The sequence below is a fragment of the Nocardiopsis sp. NPDC006198 genome (assembly GCF_040613895.1).
Classification (GTDB): Bacteria; Actinomycetota; Actinomycetes; order Streptosporangiales; family Streptosporangiaceae; genus Nocardiopsis; species Nocardiopsis tropica.
The window spans coordinates 1-12,802 of the sequence record NZ_JBEXSY010000001.1; the positions used below are offsets into that span (position 1 = coordinate 1).

The following is a 12,802-nucleotide window of genomic DNA, read 5'->3' on the forward strand; positions in this document are numbered from 1 at the left end:
ATCTGGCGCGCACGCGGCGCGCCCCCGGGCCCCGGCGGAGGCCGGGACCGGCCTCCGCGGAGGACCTACACCGAGGGGATCTGCCCGCCGTCCACCCGGACCGTCGAACCGGTGACGTAGGCGGCCTGGCGGCTCGCCAGGAACGCGGCCACCGCCCCGTACTCCTCCGTGGTGCCGTAGCGCCCGGCGGGGATCTGGGCGCTCGACTCGCTGCGCACCTCCTCGAACGGGCGGCCCTCGCGCTCGGCGCGGCCCCGGTCCAGCGAGTCCGTGCGGGGCGTGGTGATCCGGCCGGGGACGATGACGTTCACGGTCACCCCGTCCGCCGCCACCTCGTTGGACACCGTCTTGGACCAGGCGTGCAGCGAGGCCCGCAGGGTGTTGGAGATGCCCAGGTTCGGGATGGGCGTGATCGGCCCGGACGAGGTGCTGGTGATGATCCGGCCCCAGCCGCGCTCGCGCATGCCGCCGACCACGGCGTCGGTGAGCCGGATGACGGGCAGGACCATGGACCCGTACATGTCCTCCCACACCCCGGCCTGCTGGCCCAGGGCGGGGGTGGGCGGCGGTCCGCCGGTGTTGTTGACCAGGATGTCGACCGGGCCGAGCTCGGCGGCCACCCTTTCGACGACCCCGGCCGCGCCCCCGTGGTCGGCCAGGTCCCACTCCACGGCCAGCGCGGACACGCCGTGCTCGGCGCACGCCGCGACGGTGGCCTCCAGGCGCTCCTTGTCACGGCCGGTCACGGCCACGTGCACGCCCTCGGCGGCCAGGGCGACGGCGATGGCCCTCCCCAGGCCGGAGCTGGCCGCGGTGACCAGAGCGACCTTTCCCGCGATCCCCAGATCCATGTCTCTCCTCACGGTGCCTACCAGTGCTGACGGCATCCTGGCAGCACGCCTCCCCCGCGGTGAAACCGGGGGCCGATCACCGGGCGGCCCCGTCGGGACCGCCGGAGCGCCGCCCGCCGGGCCGGGCCGACCGGCGCCCGCGGCGCGACTCCGACCCGGGAGGGCGCCCGGCGGGGCGGCGGGACCGGGCCGCCGCGCCGCGGGGGCGCATACGGGCAGGTCGGCGGGGTCGGGGCGGGTCGGGCGGGTGGGGGAGCGCCGGGCACGGGGCTTCAGGGGCCTGCGAACAGGGGGCGGGGCCGGGCGACCGCCCGGCCCCGCCCCCTGCCCGGCGGGTCAGCCCCCGTGCGGGACCACCACGGCCCGCCCGGAGACCTCGCCCGCCTCCAGCTTCCGGTACGCCTCCAGGGCGTCCTCCATGCCGAACCGCTCCACGTCGGGGCGGATCTGCCCCGCCCGGTACATGTCCACGACCTCCCACAGGTCCTCCACCGTGCCCCAGTAGGTGTTGGTGATGTAGGACTCGTAGGGGGTGGTGAAGAACGAGAACTCGCGGGTGCCGCCCGCGATGCCCACGACCGTCAGCCGGCCGCCCTGGGCCAGCGTGTCCGCCGCCGTCGCGATGGTCGGGGTGATGCCCACGAAGTCGAAGGCGGCGTCCACGCCCCGGCCGCCGGTGATCTCGCGGATCTCCTCCGCCTGCCGGGCGCCCGCCCCGACGGTGATGGCCCCGTTCTGCTCCGCACGCGCGCGGGCCTCGGGCTTGACGTCGGTCGCGATCACGGTGGCCCCGGTGAGCGCGCGCAGGATCTGCACGCCGATCTGTCCCAGCCCGCCCAGGCCGATGACCAGGGCGTGGCGGCCCCCGCCCTCCAGGTGCGGCAGGGCCTGCTTGACGGCGTGGTACGGGGTCAGCCCCGCGTCGGACAGCGGCGCCGCGTCCACCGGGTCGGCGTCGCCGAGCGGGACGAGGTGGTGGGCGGGCACGGTCACGTACTCGGCCATGCCGCCGTCGCGGCCGAGACCGACCGCCAGGTAGGGCATGGTCGCGACGTTCTCGCAGTAGGTGTCCTGGCCCTTGGCGCACTTGCGGCAGTGGCCGCAGCCGATCGGGCCGTAGGCCAGGTAGGCCTCGCCGACCTTCACGCGCTCGCTCACGCCCTCGCCGAGTTCCTCGACCCACCCGGCGTTCTCGTGACCCAGGACGAACGGCGGCCTCTGCGCCCCCGGCTGCCCCTCCTTGAAGTGGCGGTAGACGCTCACGTCGGAGTGGCACGCGCCCGCGCCGGCGACCCGGAGCAGGACCTCCCCCGGGCCGGGAGAGGGCTTGGGGACGTCGGTGAGTGACGGAAACTGCTCGTAGTTCTCGAAGACCACGGCTCGCATAGGGCGCTCCCCCAACTGTCACAGGGACACGTCGGCGCGCACGTGCGGCACTCTCCGTGTCCGGTCGGCCGCTTGACGCTATCAGCGCAGTTGGCGGAAGTCTGTCAATGAACGTCCCGAAAAGCGTTCTTTGTTTTTGACCCGGACGATGAGTTCCCGGTCCCCGTCTGGTCCGTACACATGAACGAATAATCCAGGAGAAAGGTCGCGATGAACGGCAAGACACGGACCGGCGGGGCGCCCCCGCGCGCGGACGGACGGACCTGGCTCGGCCTCGCGGTACTGGCCCTGCCCACCCTGCTGCTCTCCCTGGACATGAGCGTCCTCTACCTGGCCCTGCCGCACCTGGCGGCCGACCTGGAGCCCAGCGGCCCCCAGCTGCTCTGGATCATGGACGTCTACGGCTTCATGATCGCCGGGTTCCTCGTCACCATGGGGACCCTCGGCGACCGGGTCGGCCGCAGGCGGCTGCTGATGATCGGCGCCGCCGTCTTCGGGCTCGCCTCCGCCGCCGCGGCGTTCTCGCCCACCGCAGAGGCGCTCATCGCCGCCCGCGCGCTCATGGGCGTGGCCGGGGCCACCCTCATGCCCTCCACCCTCGCCCTGATCAGCAACATGTTCACCCACCCGGGACAGCGGGCGGTCGCCATCTCCGTGTGGACGAGCTGCTTCATGGGCGGCACCGCCTTCGGCCCGGTCGTCGGGGGCCTGTTCCTCCAGTGGTTCTGGTGGGGCTCGGTCCTCCTGCTCGGCGTGCCCGTCATGGTGCTGCTGCTGGTCTGCGCGCCCCTGCTCCTGCCCGAGTTCCGGGACCCGGAGCCGGGCCGCCCCGACCTGTTCGGCGTCGCCCTGTCCCTGGCCGCGATCCTGCCCGTCGTCTACGGCCTCAAGACCGCCGCGGGCGGAGGCCCCGTCCTGGCGCCCCTGGCCGCCGTCGCCGTCGGACTCGCGGTGGGAGCGGTGTTCGTCCGCCGCCAGCTGCGCCTGACGGAGCCGCTGCTGGACCTGAGGCTGTTCCGCCGCCCCGGGTTCGCCCCCTCCCTGGGGGTGATGATGGTCGGCGCCGTCGCCATGGGCGGCACGTTCCTGCTGCTCAGCCAGTACCTCCAGCTGGTCGCCGGACACTCGCCGCTGGTGGCCGGCCTGTGGCAGGTGCCCCCGGCGCTCGCCATGGTCGCGGCCACCCTGGTCGCCGCGCCCCTGGCGGCCCGGATCGGGCGCGCCAACGTCATCGGCGGCGGCATGTTCGTCAGCGCCGCCGGGTTCGTCCTGCTGTTCCTGGTCCCCGCCGAACAGGGCACCCCCCTCGTCGTCACCGGGCTCCTCCTGGCCTCGATCGGCCTCGGGCCCGGGGCGGCCCTGCTCACCGACATCGTCGTCGGGGCGGCGCCCAAGGAGCGCGCCGGCGCCGCCGCCGCCATGTCCGAGACCAGCGGGGAGTTCGGCATCGCCATGGGCGTGGCCCTCCTGGGCAGCCTCGCCGCCGCCGTCTACCGCACCGGGACCGCCGTCCCCGAGGGCGTCCCCGACCAGGCGGGGGAGACCCTCGCCGGGGCCGTCGCCGTCGCCGCGGAGCTGCCCGCCGACCTGGCCGCCCAGCTGCTCGGGCCCGCGCGGGAGGCGTTCACCCTGGGCCTCAACGCGGCCGGGGCGGTCGGCGCCGCGGCCATGGTCGTCTTCGGGACGGTCGCCCTCGTGCTCCTGCGCTCCGCACCGTCCGCGGAGGACGCGGTCGGGGGAAACGGGGACGGCCCCGGCCCCGGCCCCGGCCCCGGCCCCGGTCCCGAGGCCGGGGCGCCGCCGGCGGACGACGTGTCCGCGAGGGTTCGCGCGGCGGACGATGAGTCCTGACCCCCGACCGTGTCTGTACGGGTGGGAGCCCGGAACGCCCGGGACGACACCCGGCCGCAGCCCCTCACGGGGAAGCGGCGCCGACGACACGCGGAGGACACCATGGCCCGCCCCAACCTCGACAGCATGCTCCTGGCCACCACCGACCCCGACCGGCTGCACGCCTGGTACGCCGCCGTCCTGGACCCCCAGGCCGACGACTCCATGGACGGCTACCGGATCCTGCGGTTCGGCACCTTCCACCTGCTCATCGACCGCCGGGACGACGCCGGCCCCGTCTCCGCCGACCCCTCCCGGATGATCCTCAACTTCGACGTGGACGACGCCCGCGCCGTCGCCGCCCGCATGGACGGGGCGGGGACCGAGTGGCTCGCGCCCCTGGAGGACCGCGGCGGCAGCCTGTTCGCCACCGCCAAGGACCCCGACGGCAACCTCGTCCAGATCGTCCAGCTCAGCGAGGAGCAGCGCGCCGAGATGGAGGGCGGCGCGTGAGCGGGACACGCCCGTCCCCGACAGCAACACTGTGAACAGCGCAAACGCCAACACCAGGGAGAACGCCATGTTCGACACCACGAGGGCCTTCGCGTCCTTCGCCGTCCCCGACGCCGCGAGGGCGCGCGCCTTCTACGGCGACACCCTCGGCCTGGCCGTGGGCCCCGTCGAGGGCATGGAGGACGAGGGCCTGTTCGACATCGACCTGGGGGAGGGCCGGTCGGTCCTCGTCTACCCCAAGCCCGACCACGAGCCCGCCGTGTTCACGGTCCTCAACCTCGTCGTCGACGACGCCGAGGCGGCCGTGGACGAGCTCGCCCGGCGGGGCGTGCGGACACTGCGCTACGACGGGTTCGACCAGGACGCCAAGGGGATCGCGCACGGCTCCCCCACGGTGGCGTGGTTCGCCGACCCGTTCGGCAACGTGTGTTCTGTCATCCAGGAGGCGTAACGTGACAGCCGTGGTGGAAAACGCGTCCGACCAGGACTTCGCCAGGCTCGCCGACCCCTACCGGCGCGAGCTGTACGCGCACTGCTACCGCATGCTCGGTTCGGTGCACGACGCCGAGGACCTGGTCCAGGAGACCTACCTGCGCGCCTGGAAGGGCTTCGACCGGTTCGAGGGCCGCTCCAGCCTGCGCACCTGGCTCCACCGGATCGCCACCACGGCCTGTCTCACCGCACTGGAGAGGCGCCGCAGGCGCCCCCTGCCCACCGGGCTCGGCGGGCCCTCCGCACCCGAGGGGGAGCTCGCCGACCGACCGGAGGTCCCCTGGCTGGAACCGGTGCCCGACGCCCTGGTCGGCGCGGACGACCCCGGCGCGGTCGTGGCCACGCGCGAGAGCGTGCGCCTGGCCCTGGTCGCCGCGCTCCAGTACCTCCCGGCCAAGCAGAGGGCGGTGCTGATCCTGCGCGACGTCCTGCGGTTCAGCGCCGCCGAGGTCGCGGACGTCCTGGACACCTCCGTGCCCGCCGTCAACAGCCTGCTCCAGCGGGCCCGCGCCCACCTGGCGCGCGAGGCGCCCACCGAGGAGGCGGTGTCCGAGCCGCCGCCGGGCCAGGGCGAGATCCTCGCCAGGTACGTGGAGGCCTTCGAGGCCTACGACATCCCCGCGATCACCGAGCTGTTCACCGCCGACGCGGTGTTCGAGATGCCGCCGTACACCACGTGGGTGCGCGGGGCGCGGGACATCGGCCGCCTCATCGCCACCCACTGCCCGGCCTCCGGCCCCGGCGACATGGTCCTGCTGCCGACCCGCGCCAACGGACAGCCCGCCTTCGCGGTGTACATGCGCGGCGGCGACGGCGTCCACCGGGCGTTCGGGCTCCAGGTCCTGGACCCCGTCCCGGAGGGGGTCGCCCACACGGTGATGTTCTTCGACACCTCCCTCTTCCCGCGCTTCGGCCTGGCGCCGAGCCTGTAGCGGCCCGGCTCCGGGCACGCGGGCCCGGCCCGCCCGAGCGGGGCGCGGGCCCCCGCGGACCGGCCCGCCGGGGCCCGCCGCGCGGGATCCTCACCCCGCGAGCAGCGCCCCGTGCAGGGCCTCCGCGAACTCCTCCGTGTGCGTGTCGTACCCCAGGTGGTCGCCCGGGAAGGGGACCGGCTCCGTCCCGAGCCGACCGGCGAGCGCGAGCCCGATGTCGTGGATGAGCGCCCCCTCGGACCCCGTGCCGAGCCCCACCACCACCCGGGCCCCGTTCCCGGACAGGGCCTCCACGTCCGGGCGGTACAGGGAGATCGGCAGGAGCCCGTGGGCCAGGAAGTACTCGAAGTTGGCGCTGACCCGCTCGAAGGTGGCGGCCTCCTCGGGGTCGGAGGGGACGCCGCCGCCCTCCGACCCCTCGTCGGCGTCCAGGCCGTTGAGCCCCAGGAACTCGCGGACGGCCGCGTCGGTGCCCTCGTTCAGGTAGGTGTCGTACACGTGCCGGTCCGCGGCCACGGCGTCGGAGGGGTCGTCGAGCATCAGCACGCAGGCCGGCTCGTGCGCGACGAGCACCCTCACCAGGTCGGGGCGCCCGGCCGCCAGGGCCAGGCCGATCTGGCCTCCGCCGCTGGTGCCGAACACGTACGCGGGGCCGCCTCCCAGCGCCTCGACCAGGCGGGCGGCGTCGTCGCCGTGCACGTCCACCCGCTGCTCGACGGGGTCGCCGTCCAGGGCGCTGCGCGAGTTCCCGCGCGGGTCGTAGGCGACGGTCGTGTACCGGTCGGCGAGCCGCCGGGCGAGGCCGGCGAGGACCCCGGCGTCCTGCGGCCCCCCGGGGATCAGCAGCAGCACCGGGCCGGAGCCGCGGACCTCGTGGTGGATCGTGGCGCCCGGCACCTTCAGGGTGCGGACCTCGGGCTCGTGGTGCGACATCGGAATCTCCTCCTCGAAGGGTGTGCGCGGACGCGGGGCGCGGGGGCGGTCACGCGCTGCTGCTCACCACCATGCGGTTGCCCTCGCTGTCGCGGAACTCGGCGACCGTGAGCCCCGGCCGATAGGGCGCCTCCTGCGGCTCGGTGACGATCTCGACCCCCTCGGCCCGGAGCGCGGCGACGGTCCCCGCGACGTCGTCGTCCACCAGCACCATGACGGGTTCGGGGGAGGGGGTTTCGTCGCCACGCCGGACGAAGTGCAGGGACGTGGTGGCGCCGGGGAGGCCGAGTTCGATCCAGCGCCACCCGTCGTCGCCCATGGGGGCGTCCGCGACCACCCGGCAGCCGAGCTTGCCGGTGTAGAACGCCTTGGCCCGCTCCTGGTCGAACACGGGAAGCTCGGCGAACTGTACGTGCATCGTCGTCACATCTCCTCGGAAGGGACCTCTGCGGAGGGCCGCTGAAAAACTAGACTGTCCAGTACTGTACTTGCAGCAAACTAGACCGTGCAGTACCAATGGGTCAACCAGGACGGACGACGAGGACGGACGCGCGACGGTGTCGGACACACAGAACCCTCCGGGCGGAGCCGAGGGCGGGGGCCGCTCCGCGCGCAAGCGCCGCGCCATCCTGGACGCGGCGCGGGAGGTCTTCCTCCGGGGCGGCTACCTCGGCACCAACATGGACGAGATCGCCGCGCTCTCCGGGGTGTCCAAGCAGACCGTCTACAAGCACTTCGGCAGCAAGGAGTCGCTGTTCGTCGAGATCGTCACCGGCATGACCTCCGGGGCGGGCGACACCGTCCACGAGCGGCTGCCCGAGCCCACCGAGGACGACGACCTGGCCGAGTACCTGCGCGACTACGCGTACCGCCAGCTCACGGTGGTGCTCACCCCCGACCTGATGCGGCTGCGCCGCCTCGTCATCGGCGAGGTCGCCAGGTTCCCCGAACTCGCCCGGGTCCTCCACGAGAACGGGCCCGCGCGCGCGATGCGCGCCATGGCCGGCCTGTTCGAGCGCCTGGCCGGGAGCGGGCGCCTCGACGTGGCGGACCCGGACACCGCCGCCTCCCACTTCAACTGGCTGGTCATGGCCGAGCCCGTCAACCGGGCCATGCTCCTGGGCGACGAGGCCGTCCCGCCCCCGGAGGAGCTGCGCCGCCACGCCGAGGAGGGGGTGCGGGTGTTCCTCGCCGCGTACGGCCGCGGGGCCGGGCGGCCGGCGGAGTAGCCCGGGACGGGACGGGGCGGCGGGTGCCGCCGCGCGCCCGGCCCGGGAGGCCGTCCGTCCGGGACGCTTCCGGAAGGGAACGGCCCGGCCGGGCCCGTCGCGGGGCGACGACGGCCGTGTTCCCCGTGCGGGCGCGGGTGCGCCTGCGGTGCGCGTGCAGGTGCACCCCTCCCGCGTACGTGCCGGCCGGGTACGGGGCCGGGAAGCTCGGGTCGTGAGGGGCGCCCGCGGAGAGCGGCGGGGCGCCGGGTCACTCGGCGGGGACCGTGAACTCCGCCCAGATCGCGGCGCCCACCCCCTCGTCGGGGAACAGGGCCCGGCGCGTGCCCCAGCGCTCCGCGAGGCGGTCGATCAGGACCAGCCCCTGCCCCAGGGCCACGTCCGGCCACACCTGGCCCAGACCCTCGCACGGGAAGTGCGGCACGGTGCTCTGCTCGCCCTCGCCGACCATCGACAGGCACAGCACCGACCCCCGGCCGGGCACGCCGTACAGGGTCAGCGTGCGGAGCATGCGGCCCCCGCGGGCGTCGGGCCCGGCGTACTCCACCGCGCTCGAGAACATCTCGCTCGCGCAGAGCACCATGTCCGAGACCAGGTCCTCCGTGACGTTCGTGAGCATCTCCAGGTCGGCGCGCAACTCGGATCTCACCCGGCTCGCCCCCGTCGGGACGCGCGGGTACACGCGGGGGCTCCACCGCCATCCGGGGGCGGCGGTCTGTGGACTGTACGGCGTGATGGACATGAGACTTCTCCCTCTGGAGCTGTGCGGCGGGCCGTGGCCCGGGGCTGTCTGACAGGGGCCGGGGCGGAGGGGCCCGCCCCGGCGGGGATCACCGGCTGGACGCGAACACGGCGTGGGGGTCGTCCAGCCACACGAGCTGGTGGTCGAAGGCCACGGTCAGGCCGAACCGGGTGCGCTCCGGGCGGCCGGCCTCCACCCACAGCTCGTGCGCGGCCTCGAGCTCGTGGAACAGCCGGCGCGGGCCGTGCTGGCGGACCTCGTAGCCCTCTTCCTTGAACTCGGGGTCGATGTGCCACGAGGCCCACGACCACGTGTGCGGATCGATCAGGTAGACCGTGTACCTCGGGTCCGCGGGGTCCTCGGCGAACCGCGTCCGGTGCACCACCGTGGGCATGCGCACCCCGACCGCGAAGGACCCGTGGGGGTCCCGGATCGGCTCCTCCGGCCCCAGGCGGGTCCGGGTGACCGAGAACTCCGCGTCCGCCCGCACGTAGGTGTCCACCAGCGACAGGGGGTCCTGGGCCGGCCGGACCCACGCGTGCCCGCCCCCCACCACCGGGCCGCGCGCCGTGCCGTACGCGCCCACCTCCAGGTCGACCAGCACCCCCTCGTGGAAGGAGTTGGCCCACGTGGTCAGCACCCGCCCGCCGGGCTGTGTCTGCGCCACCCACGCGTAGGGGACCCGCCGCACGGCCACACAGCTGAACACCCGGTCGAACGGGGCCCTGGCCGCCCAGCCGTACTTGCCGTCCCCGCTCACCACCAGCGGGGCGAACCCGGCGGCCATCAGCGAGACCCGGGCGCTCTCGGCGAGCGCGAAGTCGATCTCCACCGACGTCACGGCGTCGTCCCCGAGCCGGTGCGACAGCAGGGCCGCGCCGTAGCCCGTCCCCGTGCCGATCTCCAGGACCCGCATGCCCGGGGACACCTGTAACAGGTCCAGCACCCGGGCCAGCCCCGAGGGGGCCGGGGAGGCCGTCACCGGGTGTCCGGGGCCCCGGCCGTCCCCGACGCCCCCGCCGACCCGGGCGGCCACCGGGAGGTCGGCGTAGGCGGCCTCCCACCACCGCGTCTCGTCGTCGCGCCGGTCCACCGGGAGGCCGCCCCCGCCCCCGTCGATGACGTCCGGCAGGAACAGGTGGCGCGGCACCGCCTCGAACGCCCCCCGCCAGGCGGGGGACAGGTCGCCGTCCACCGCCAGGCGGGCGACGAGTCTCCGGTGCGCGGGGATCATCGGTCGGCCCCGCCGGAAACCGGGTCCCCGTCCAGAGACGGAAGGGAGTATTCGCAGGTAGTGGAAACGGAGAGTGCGCACGTGGCGGAAACGGCGGCTCCGGGCTTGTGGCCGCCACCGTTCCTGCCGTGCCCGTCGTGGGGGGTGGGGTTCATGATCTCGCTCCTCGGCGCTCCGCCGAAGAAGACGGAAACAGGGTCTTCCGCCCATTTCGGGGGCAAGCGATTCCGGGTAAGGATGTCTATGGAGATGTAACGACGTCCGCCCCTGCCCCTGGAATTCCGAGCCGATATACACCGGCGGTATGAATGCCCGAGTTACCGGTCACCCCCCGCCCGACTCCGCCACGCACCTTCTGGTCCCGCGCCGACGTGCGCCGATCCCTCGCCGACCAGGACGCAGGAGCCCTGTTCCGCCTGGTCAGGCAGTACACAGGCGCCAGCCAGCAGGCGATCGGCGCCGCCACCGACCTCGCCCAGCCGCACGTGAGCGCGATCATGGCCGGACGGCGCTCCGTGACGGCCCTGCGCACCTGGCGGCGCCTCGCCGACGGGCTGTCGATGCCCTCCGACGCCCGCCGGCTTCTCGGACTCGCCGAATCGGACGGTGGCGATATCGGCGCGGATCGGGGTACAGGCACTTCAGCGCACGGCATGGACGAATTGTGGTCTGCGCCGAGAACAGCGCAGGACATCGCCGAGATCACGCTGAAGGATCTGATGAAACGCAGGGACGCATTCGCGGTCGGTGGTGCTCTCATCATGGGCGCCACATTGACGGAAGTGCTGGAACACTGGCTGCTTCCCACACTGGCCGGTTCCGGCCACGGGCCCAGCACCATCGGGGAATCGGAACTGGGGAGGATCGAGGCCGCCACCGTGGCGCTGCGCCACTGGGACGACAGGTGGCGCCTGGGAATCCGCCGCAAGGCGGTGATCGGACAACTGTCGGAGGTCTCCGAACTGGTCGAGGAGGCCCAGCCCGCACCCGTCCAGGCCAGGCTGTTCACGGTCATGGCCGAGCTCTCCAAGATCGTCGCGGCCATGTCCTACGACGCCGGGGACCACCCCACCGCGCAGAAGTACTACACCTTCTCGTTGCGGGCCATCCACCAGGCGGGACCCGAACACCGCCTGTACGGGGTCGGCGTGCTCGCCGACATGGCCCGCCAGATGCTGGACCTGCACCGCCCCGACGACGCCCTCGACATCTCGCGGCTGGCGCTGGACAGCGCGCACGCCCACCGCGCCCCCGAACGGGTCCTCGCGATGCTGCGCACCCGCGAGGGGTGGTCGTACGCCCGTATGGGCCGGACCGAGGCCTACCGGCGCACCGTCTCCCAGGCCGAGGAGCTGCTCGACGGGGGCGGGGGTGGGGAGGTGCCGGACTGGGCGCGCAACTTCGACCACGCCGAGCTGTCGGGGGTCGTGGGGGCGCGCTACCGGGACCTCGCGGGAGGTCAGGAGGACCGGGCCGCGCGGCGCAGGTTCGCGGAGGAGTCCGCGCGGCACATCGGCCGGGCGCTCAGGCTGCGCGACCCCGCCAAGAAGCGCAGCAGGGCCTTCGACCTCGTCGGACTCGGGCGCACCTACCTGCTGCTCGACGAACCGGAGGAGTCGGTGCGGGTCGTCAGGCAGGCCGCGGACATGCAGCGCTCGCTCGACTCGGGGAGGGTGCGCCGGCGCATACACGACTGGTACACCGAGTCGGCCGCGTTCCACCGTCAGCCCACCGTGGCCGAAGCGCGTGACGAGTTATCGCGTACTCTGCTTGCCCAGTAGACGGAAAGGAATGGGACAGAGTGACGCGCATCGGAATCACTGGCCACTCGAACCTCTCCGCTGACAGTGCGGAACTGGTACGAAAAGCCCTAGTAGACGCACTGGAAGACTACACCGAGGACGGTCTCGTCGGAATCTCCTGCCTCGCGCGCGGCGCGGACCAGCTCTTCGCCGAGGAGGTTCTCGACCTCGGCGGGCAGCTGGAGGTCGTGCTCCCCTCCGCCGACTACCGCGAGGCCAAGGTCGGCCCCGAGGCGCGCGGGGGCTTCGACCGGCTGCTGGTCCGCGCGCACCACGTGCGGTACATGAGCCTGACCGCGGGCCGCCAGGCCTACGAGGAGGCCAACGAGGCGGTGCTCGGCGGGGTCGACCTGCTCTTCGCGGTGTGGGACGGGCAGCCGTCCGGCGGCGGGGGCGGAACGGCCGACGCGGTGCGGCTCGCCACCGAGCGGGGGATCCCCGTGAACGTCATCTGGCCCGAGGGGGCACGCAGGGAGTAGTCCGGGCGGGACCCGGCCGGGGGGCGCGTCCCCCGGCCGGGTCCCGGCGGGGTCAGGGGTTCCGACCGTGGCCCGGTGCGGCCGCGGAGTTATTTGCAGTCATGTGGGTTGATTGACGGTTCTCGGGTCGGGTGTCCAACTTTTGAGAAGTTGGAAAAACGACCGTTCACCGTTGGTAGAGTCCCAGGTCATTCACTGTGCTCCCCGCGCACGCGGGGATGGTCCCGGGTCACGGACCTGATGGACGCCAACGGGGTCACGGTGTCGTGCTCCCCGCGCACGCGGGGATGGTCCCTTCGCGGAGGCGACCCGAGCGAGCGCGACCAGGTGCTCCCCGCGCACGCGGGGATGGTCCCGGCCGGTAGGTGGGCAGCGCCCG

13 protein-coding genes and 1 CRISPR repeat array (1 of these 14 cut by a window edge) are annotated in these 12,802 nt (G+C 73.7%); of the genes, 7 read left to right on the forward strand and 6 right to left on the reverse strand.

Going from position 1 to position 12,802, the window contains the following annotated elements; genetic code table 11:
- Nucleotides 1-65: 65 nt before the first annotated feature.
- Together ABZ234_RS00005 and ABZ234_RS00010 are read right to left on the reverse strand one after the other, a co-directional pair.
- The gene (locus ABZ234_RS00005; RefSeq protein WP_267945550.1) at nucleotides 66-851 is read right to left on the reverse strand and encodes an SDR family oxidoreductase; all 786 of its coding nucleotides are present in this window, start codon (nucleotides 849-851) and stop codon (nucleotides 66-68) included.
- Nucleotides 852-1,187: 336 nt separating this feature from the next.
- Nucleotides 1,188-2,237, reverse strand: a complete 1,050-nt coding sequence (locus ABZ234_RS00010; protein WP_352984787.1) for an NAD(P)-dependent alcohol dehydrogenase — start codon at nucleotides 2,235-2,237, stop codon at nucleotides 1,188-1,190.
- A 210-nt stretch (nucleotides 2,238-2,447) separates the two neighbouring features.
- On the opposite strand from ABZ234_RS00010, the gene ABZ234_RS00015 reads away from it, so the two are divergent.
- The 4 genes from ABZ234_RS00015 to ABZ234_RS00030 all read left to right on the forward strand — a co-directional run bounded on the left by ABZ234_RS00015 (nucleotide 2,448) and on the right by ABZ234_RS00030 (nucleotide 6,004).
- Nucleotides 2,448-4,088 carry an MFS transporter gene (locus ABZ234_RS00015; protein ID WP_355010284.1) on the forward strand — a complete coding sequence of 547 codons (1,641 nt, stop codon included), beginning with the start codon at nucleotides 2,448-2,450 and terminating at the stop codon, nucleotides 4,086-4,088.
- Nucleotides 4,089-4,190: 102 nt separating this feature from the next.
- Nucleotides 4,191-4,580: a VOC family protein gene (locus ABZ234_RS00020; protein WP_355010285.1), complete on the forward strand. Its 390-nt coding sequence runs from the start codon at nucleotides 4,191-4,193 to the stop codon at nucleotides 4,578-4,580.
- A gap of 67 nt (nucleotides 4,581-4,647) precedes the next feature.
- The gene (locus ABZ234_RS00025; protein WP_355010602.1) at nucleotides 4,648-5,031 is read left to right on the forward strand and encodes a VOC family protein; all 384 of its coding nucleotides are present in this window, start codon (nucleotides 4,648-4,650) and stop codon (nucleotides 5,029-5,031) included.
- A gap of 1 nt (nucleotide 5,032) precedes the next feature.
- Entirely contained in the window at nucleotides 5,033-6,004 is a 972-nt protein-coding gene (locus ABZ234_RS00030) for a sigma-70 family RNA polymerase sigma factor (protein WP_355010286.1), read from the forward strand.
- 90 nt (nucleotides 6,005-6,094) lie between these two features.
- Here the strand turns inward: ABZ234_RS00030 and ABZ234_RS00035 are convergent, their stop codons facing one another.
- The gene (locus tag ABZ234_RS00035; protein WP_355010287.1) at nucleotides 6,095-6,937 is read right to left on the reverse strand and encodes an alpha/beta hydrolase; all 843 of its coding nucleotides are present in this window, start codon (nucleotides 6,935-6,937) and stop codon (nucleotides 6,095-6,097) included.
- A gap of 49 nt (nucleotides 6,938-6,986) precedes the next feature.
- A complete protein-coding gene (locus ABZ234_RS00040; RefSeq protein ID WP_355010288.1) occupies nucleotides 6,987-7,355 on the reverse strand; it encodes a VOC family protein in 369 nt (122 codons plus the stop codon).
- Between the two features lie 139 nt (nucleotides 7,356-7,494).
- Between ABZ234_RS00040 and ABZ234_RS00045 the strand changes: the two genes are divergently transcribed.
- Complete coding sequence (locus tag ABZ234_RS00045) at nucleotides 7,495-8,166, forward strand: TetR/AcrR family transcriptional regulator (RefSeq protein ID WP_355010289.1); 672 nt, start codon at nucleotides 7,495-7,497, stop codon at nucleotides 8,164-8,166.
- Nucleotides 8,167-8,416: 250 nt separating this feature from the next.
- Here the strand turns inward: ABZ234_RS00045 and ABZ234_RS00050 are convergent, their stop codons facing one another.
- Both ABZ234_RS00050 and ABZ234_RS00055 read right to left on the reverse strand, forming a co-directional pair.
- Nucleotides 8,417-8,908 carry an ATP-binding protein gene (locus tag ABZ234_RS00050; RefSeq protein WP_344179224.1) on the reverse strand — a complete coding sequence of 164 codons (492 nt, stop codon included), beginning with the start codon at nucleotides 8,906-8,908 and terminating at the stop codon, nucleotides 8,417-8,419.
- Nucleotides 8,909-8,996: 88 nt separating this feature from the next.
- Nucleotides 8,997-10,142: a protein-L-isoaspartate(D-aspartate) O-methyltransferase gene (locus ABZ234_RS00055; protein ID WP_355010290.1), complete on the reverse strand. Its 1,146-nt coding sequence runs from the start codon at nucleotides 10,140-10,142 to the stop codon at nucleotides 8,997-8,999.
- 371 nt (nucleotides 10,143-10,513) lie between these two features.
- On the opposite strand from ABZ234_RS00055, the gene ABZ234_RS00060 reads away from it, so the two are divergent.
- Nucleotides 10,514-11,923: a helix-turn-helix transcriptional regulator gene (locus ABZ234_RS00060; RefSeq protein WP_267945540.1), complete on the forward strand. Its 1,410-nt coding sequence runs from the start codon at nucleotides 10,514-10,516 to the stop codon at nucleotides 11,921-11,923.
- A gap of 20 nt (nucleotides 11,924-11,943) precedes the next feature.
- The gene (locus tag ABZ234_RS00065; RefSeq protein ID WP_355010291.1) at nucleotides 11,944-12,423 is read left to right on the forward strand and encodes a hypothetical protein; all 480 of its coding nucleotides are present in this window, start codon (nucleotides 11,944-11,946) and stop codon (nucleotides 12,421-12,423) included.
- Nucleotides 12,424-12,620: 197 nt separating this feature from the next.
- Nucleotides 12,621-12,802: a CRISPR direct-repeat array (repeat unit 25 nt; unit sequence GTGCTCCCCGCGCACGCGGGGATGG); it runs 217 nt beyond the window's last position.

What these genes read in the sequence shown, in the direction of transcription:
- ABZ234_RS00055 (WP_355010290.1), bottom strand. Translation starts at nt 10,142, where the DNA reads ATGATCCCCGCGCACCGGAGACTCGTCGCCCGCCTGGCGGTGGACGGC.
- ABZ234_RS00020 (WP_355010285.1), top strand. Translation starts at nt 4,191, where the DNA reads ATGGCCCGCCCCAACCTCGACAGCATGCTCCTGGCCACCACCGACCCC.
- ABZ234_RS00005 (WP_267945550.1), bottom strand. Translation starts at nt 851, where the DNA reads ATGGATCTGGGGATCGCGGGAAAGGTCGCTCTGGTCACCGCGGCCAGC.
- ABZ234_RS00010 (WP_352984787.1), bottom strand. Translation starts at nt 2,237, where the DNA reads ATGCGAGCCGTGGTCTTCGAGAACTACGAGCAGTTTCCGTCACTCACC.
- ABZ234_RS00040 (WP_355010288.1), bottom strand. Translation starts at nt 7,355, where the DNA reads ATGCACGTACAGTTCGCCGAGCTTCCCGTGTTCGACCAGGAGCGGGCC.
- ABZ234_RS00035 (WP_355010287.1), bottom strand. Translation starts at nt 6,937, where the DNA reads ATGTCGCACCACGAGCCCGAGGTCCGCACCCTGAAGGTGCCGGGCGCC.
- ABZ234_RS00050 (WP_344179224.1), bottom strand. Translation starts at nt 8,908, where the DNA reads ATGTCCATCACGCCGTACAGTCCACAGACCGCCGCCCCCGGATGGCGG.
- ABZ234_RS00025 (WP_355010602.1), top strand. Translation starts at nt 4,648, where the DNA reads ATGTTCGACACCACGAGGGCCTTCGCGTCCTTCGCCGTCCCCGACGCC.
- ABZ234_RS00015 (WP_355010284.1), top strand. Translation starts at nt 2,448, where the DNA reads ATGAACGGCAAGACACGGACCGGCGGGGCGCCCCCGCGCGCGGACGGA.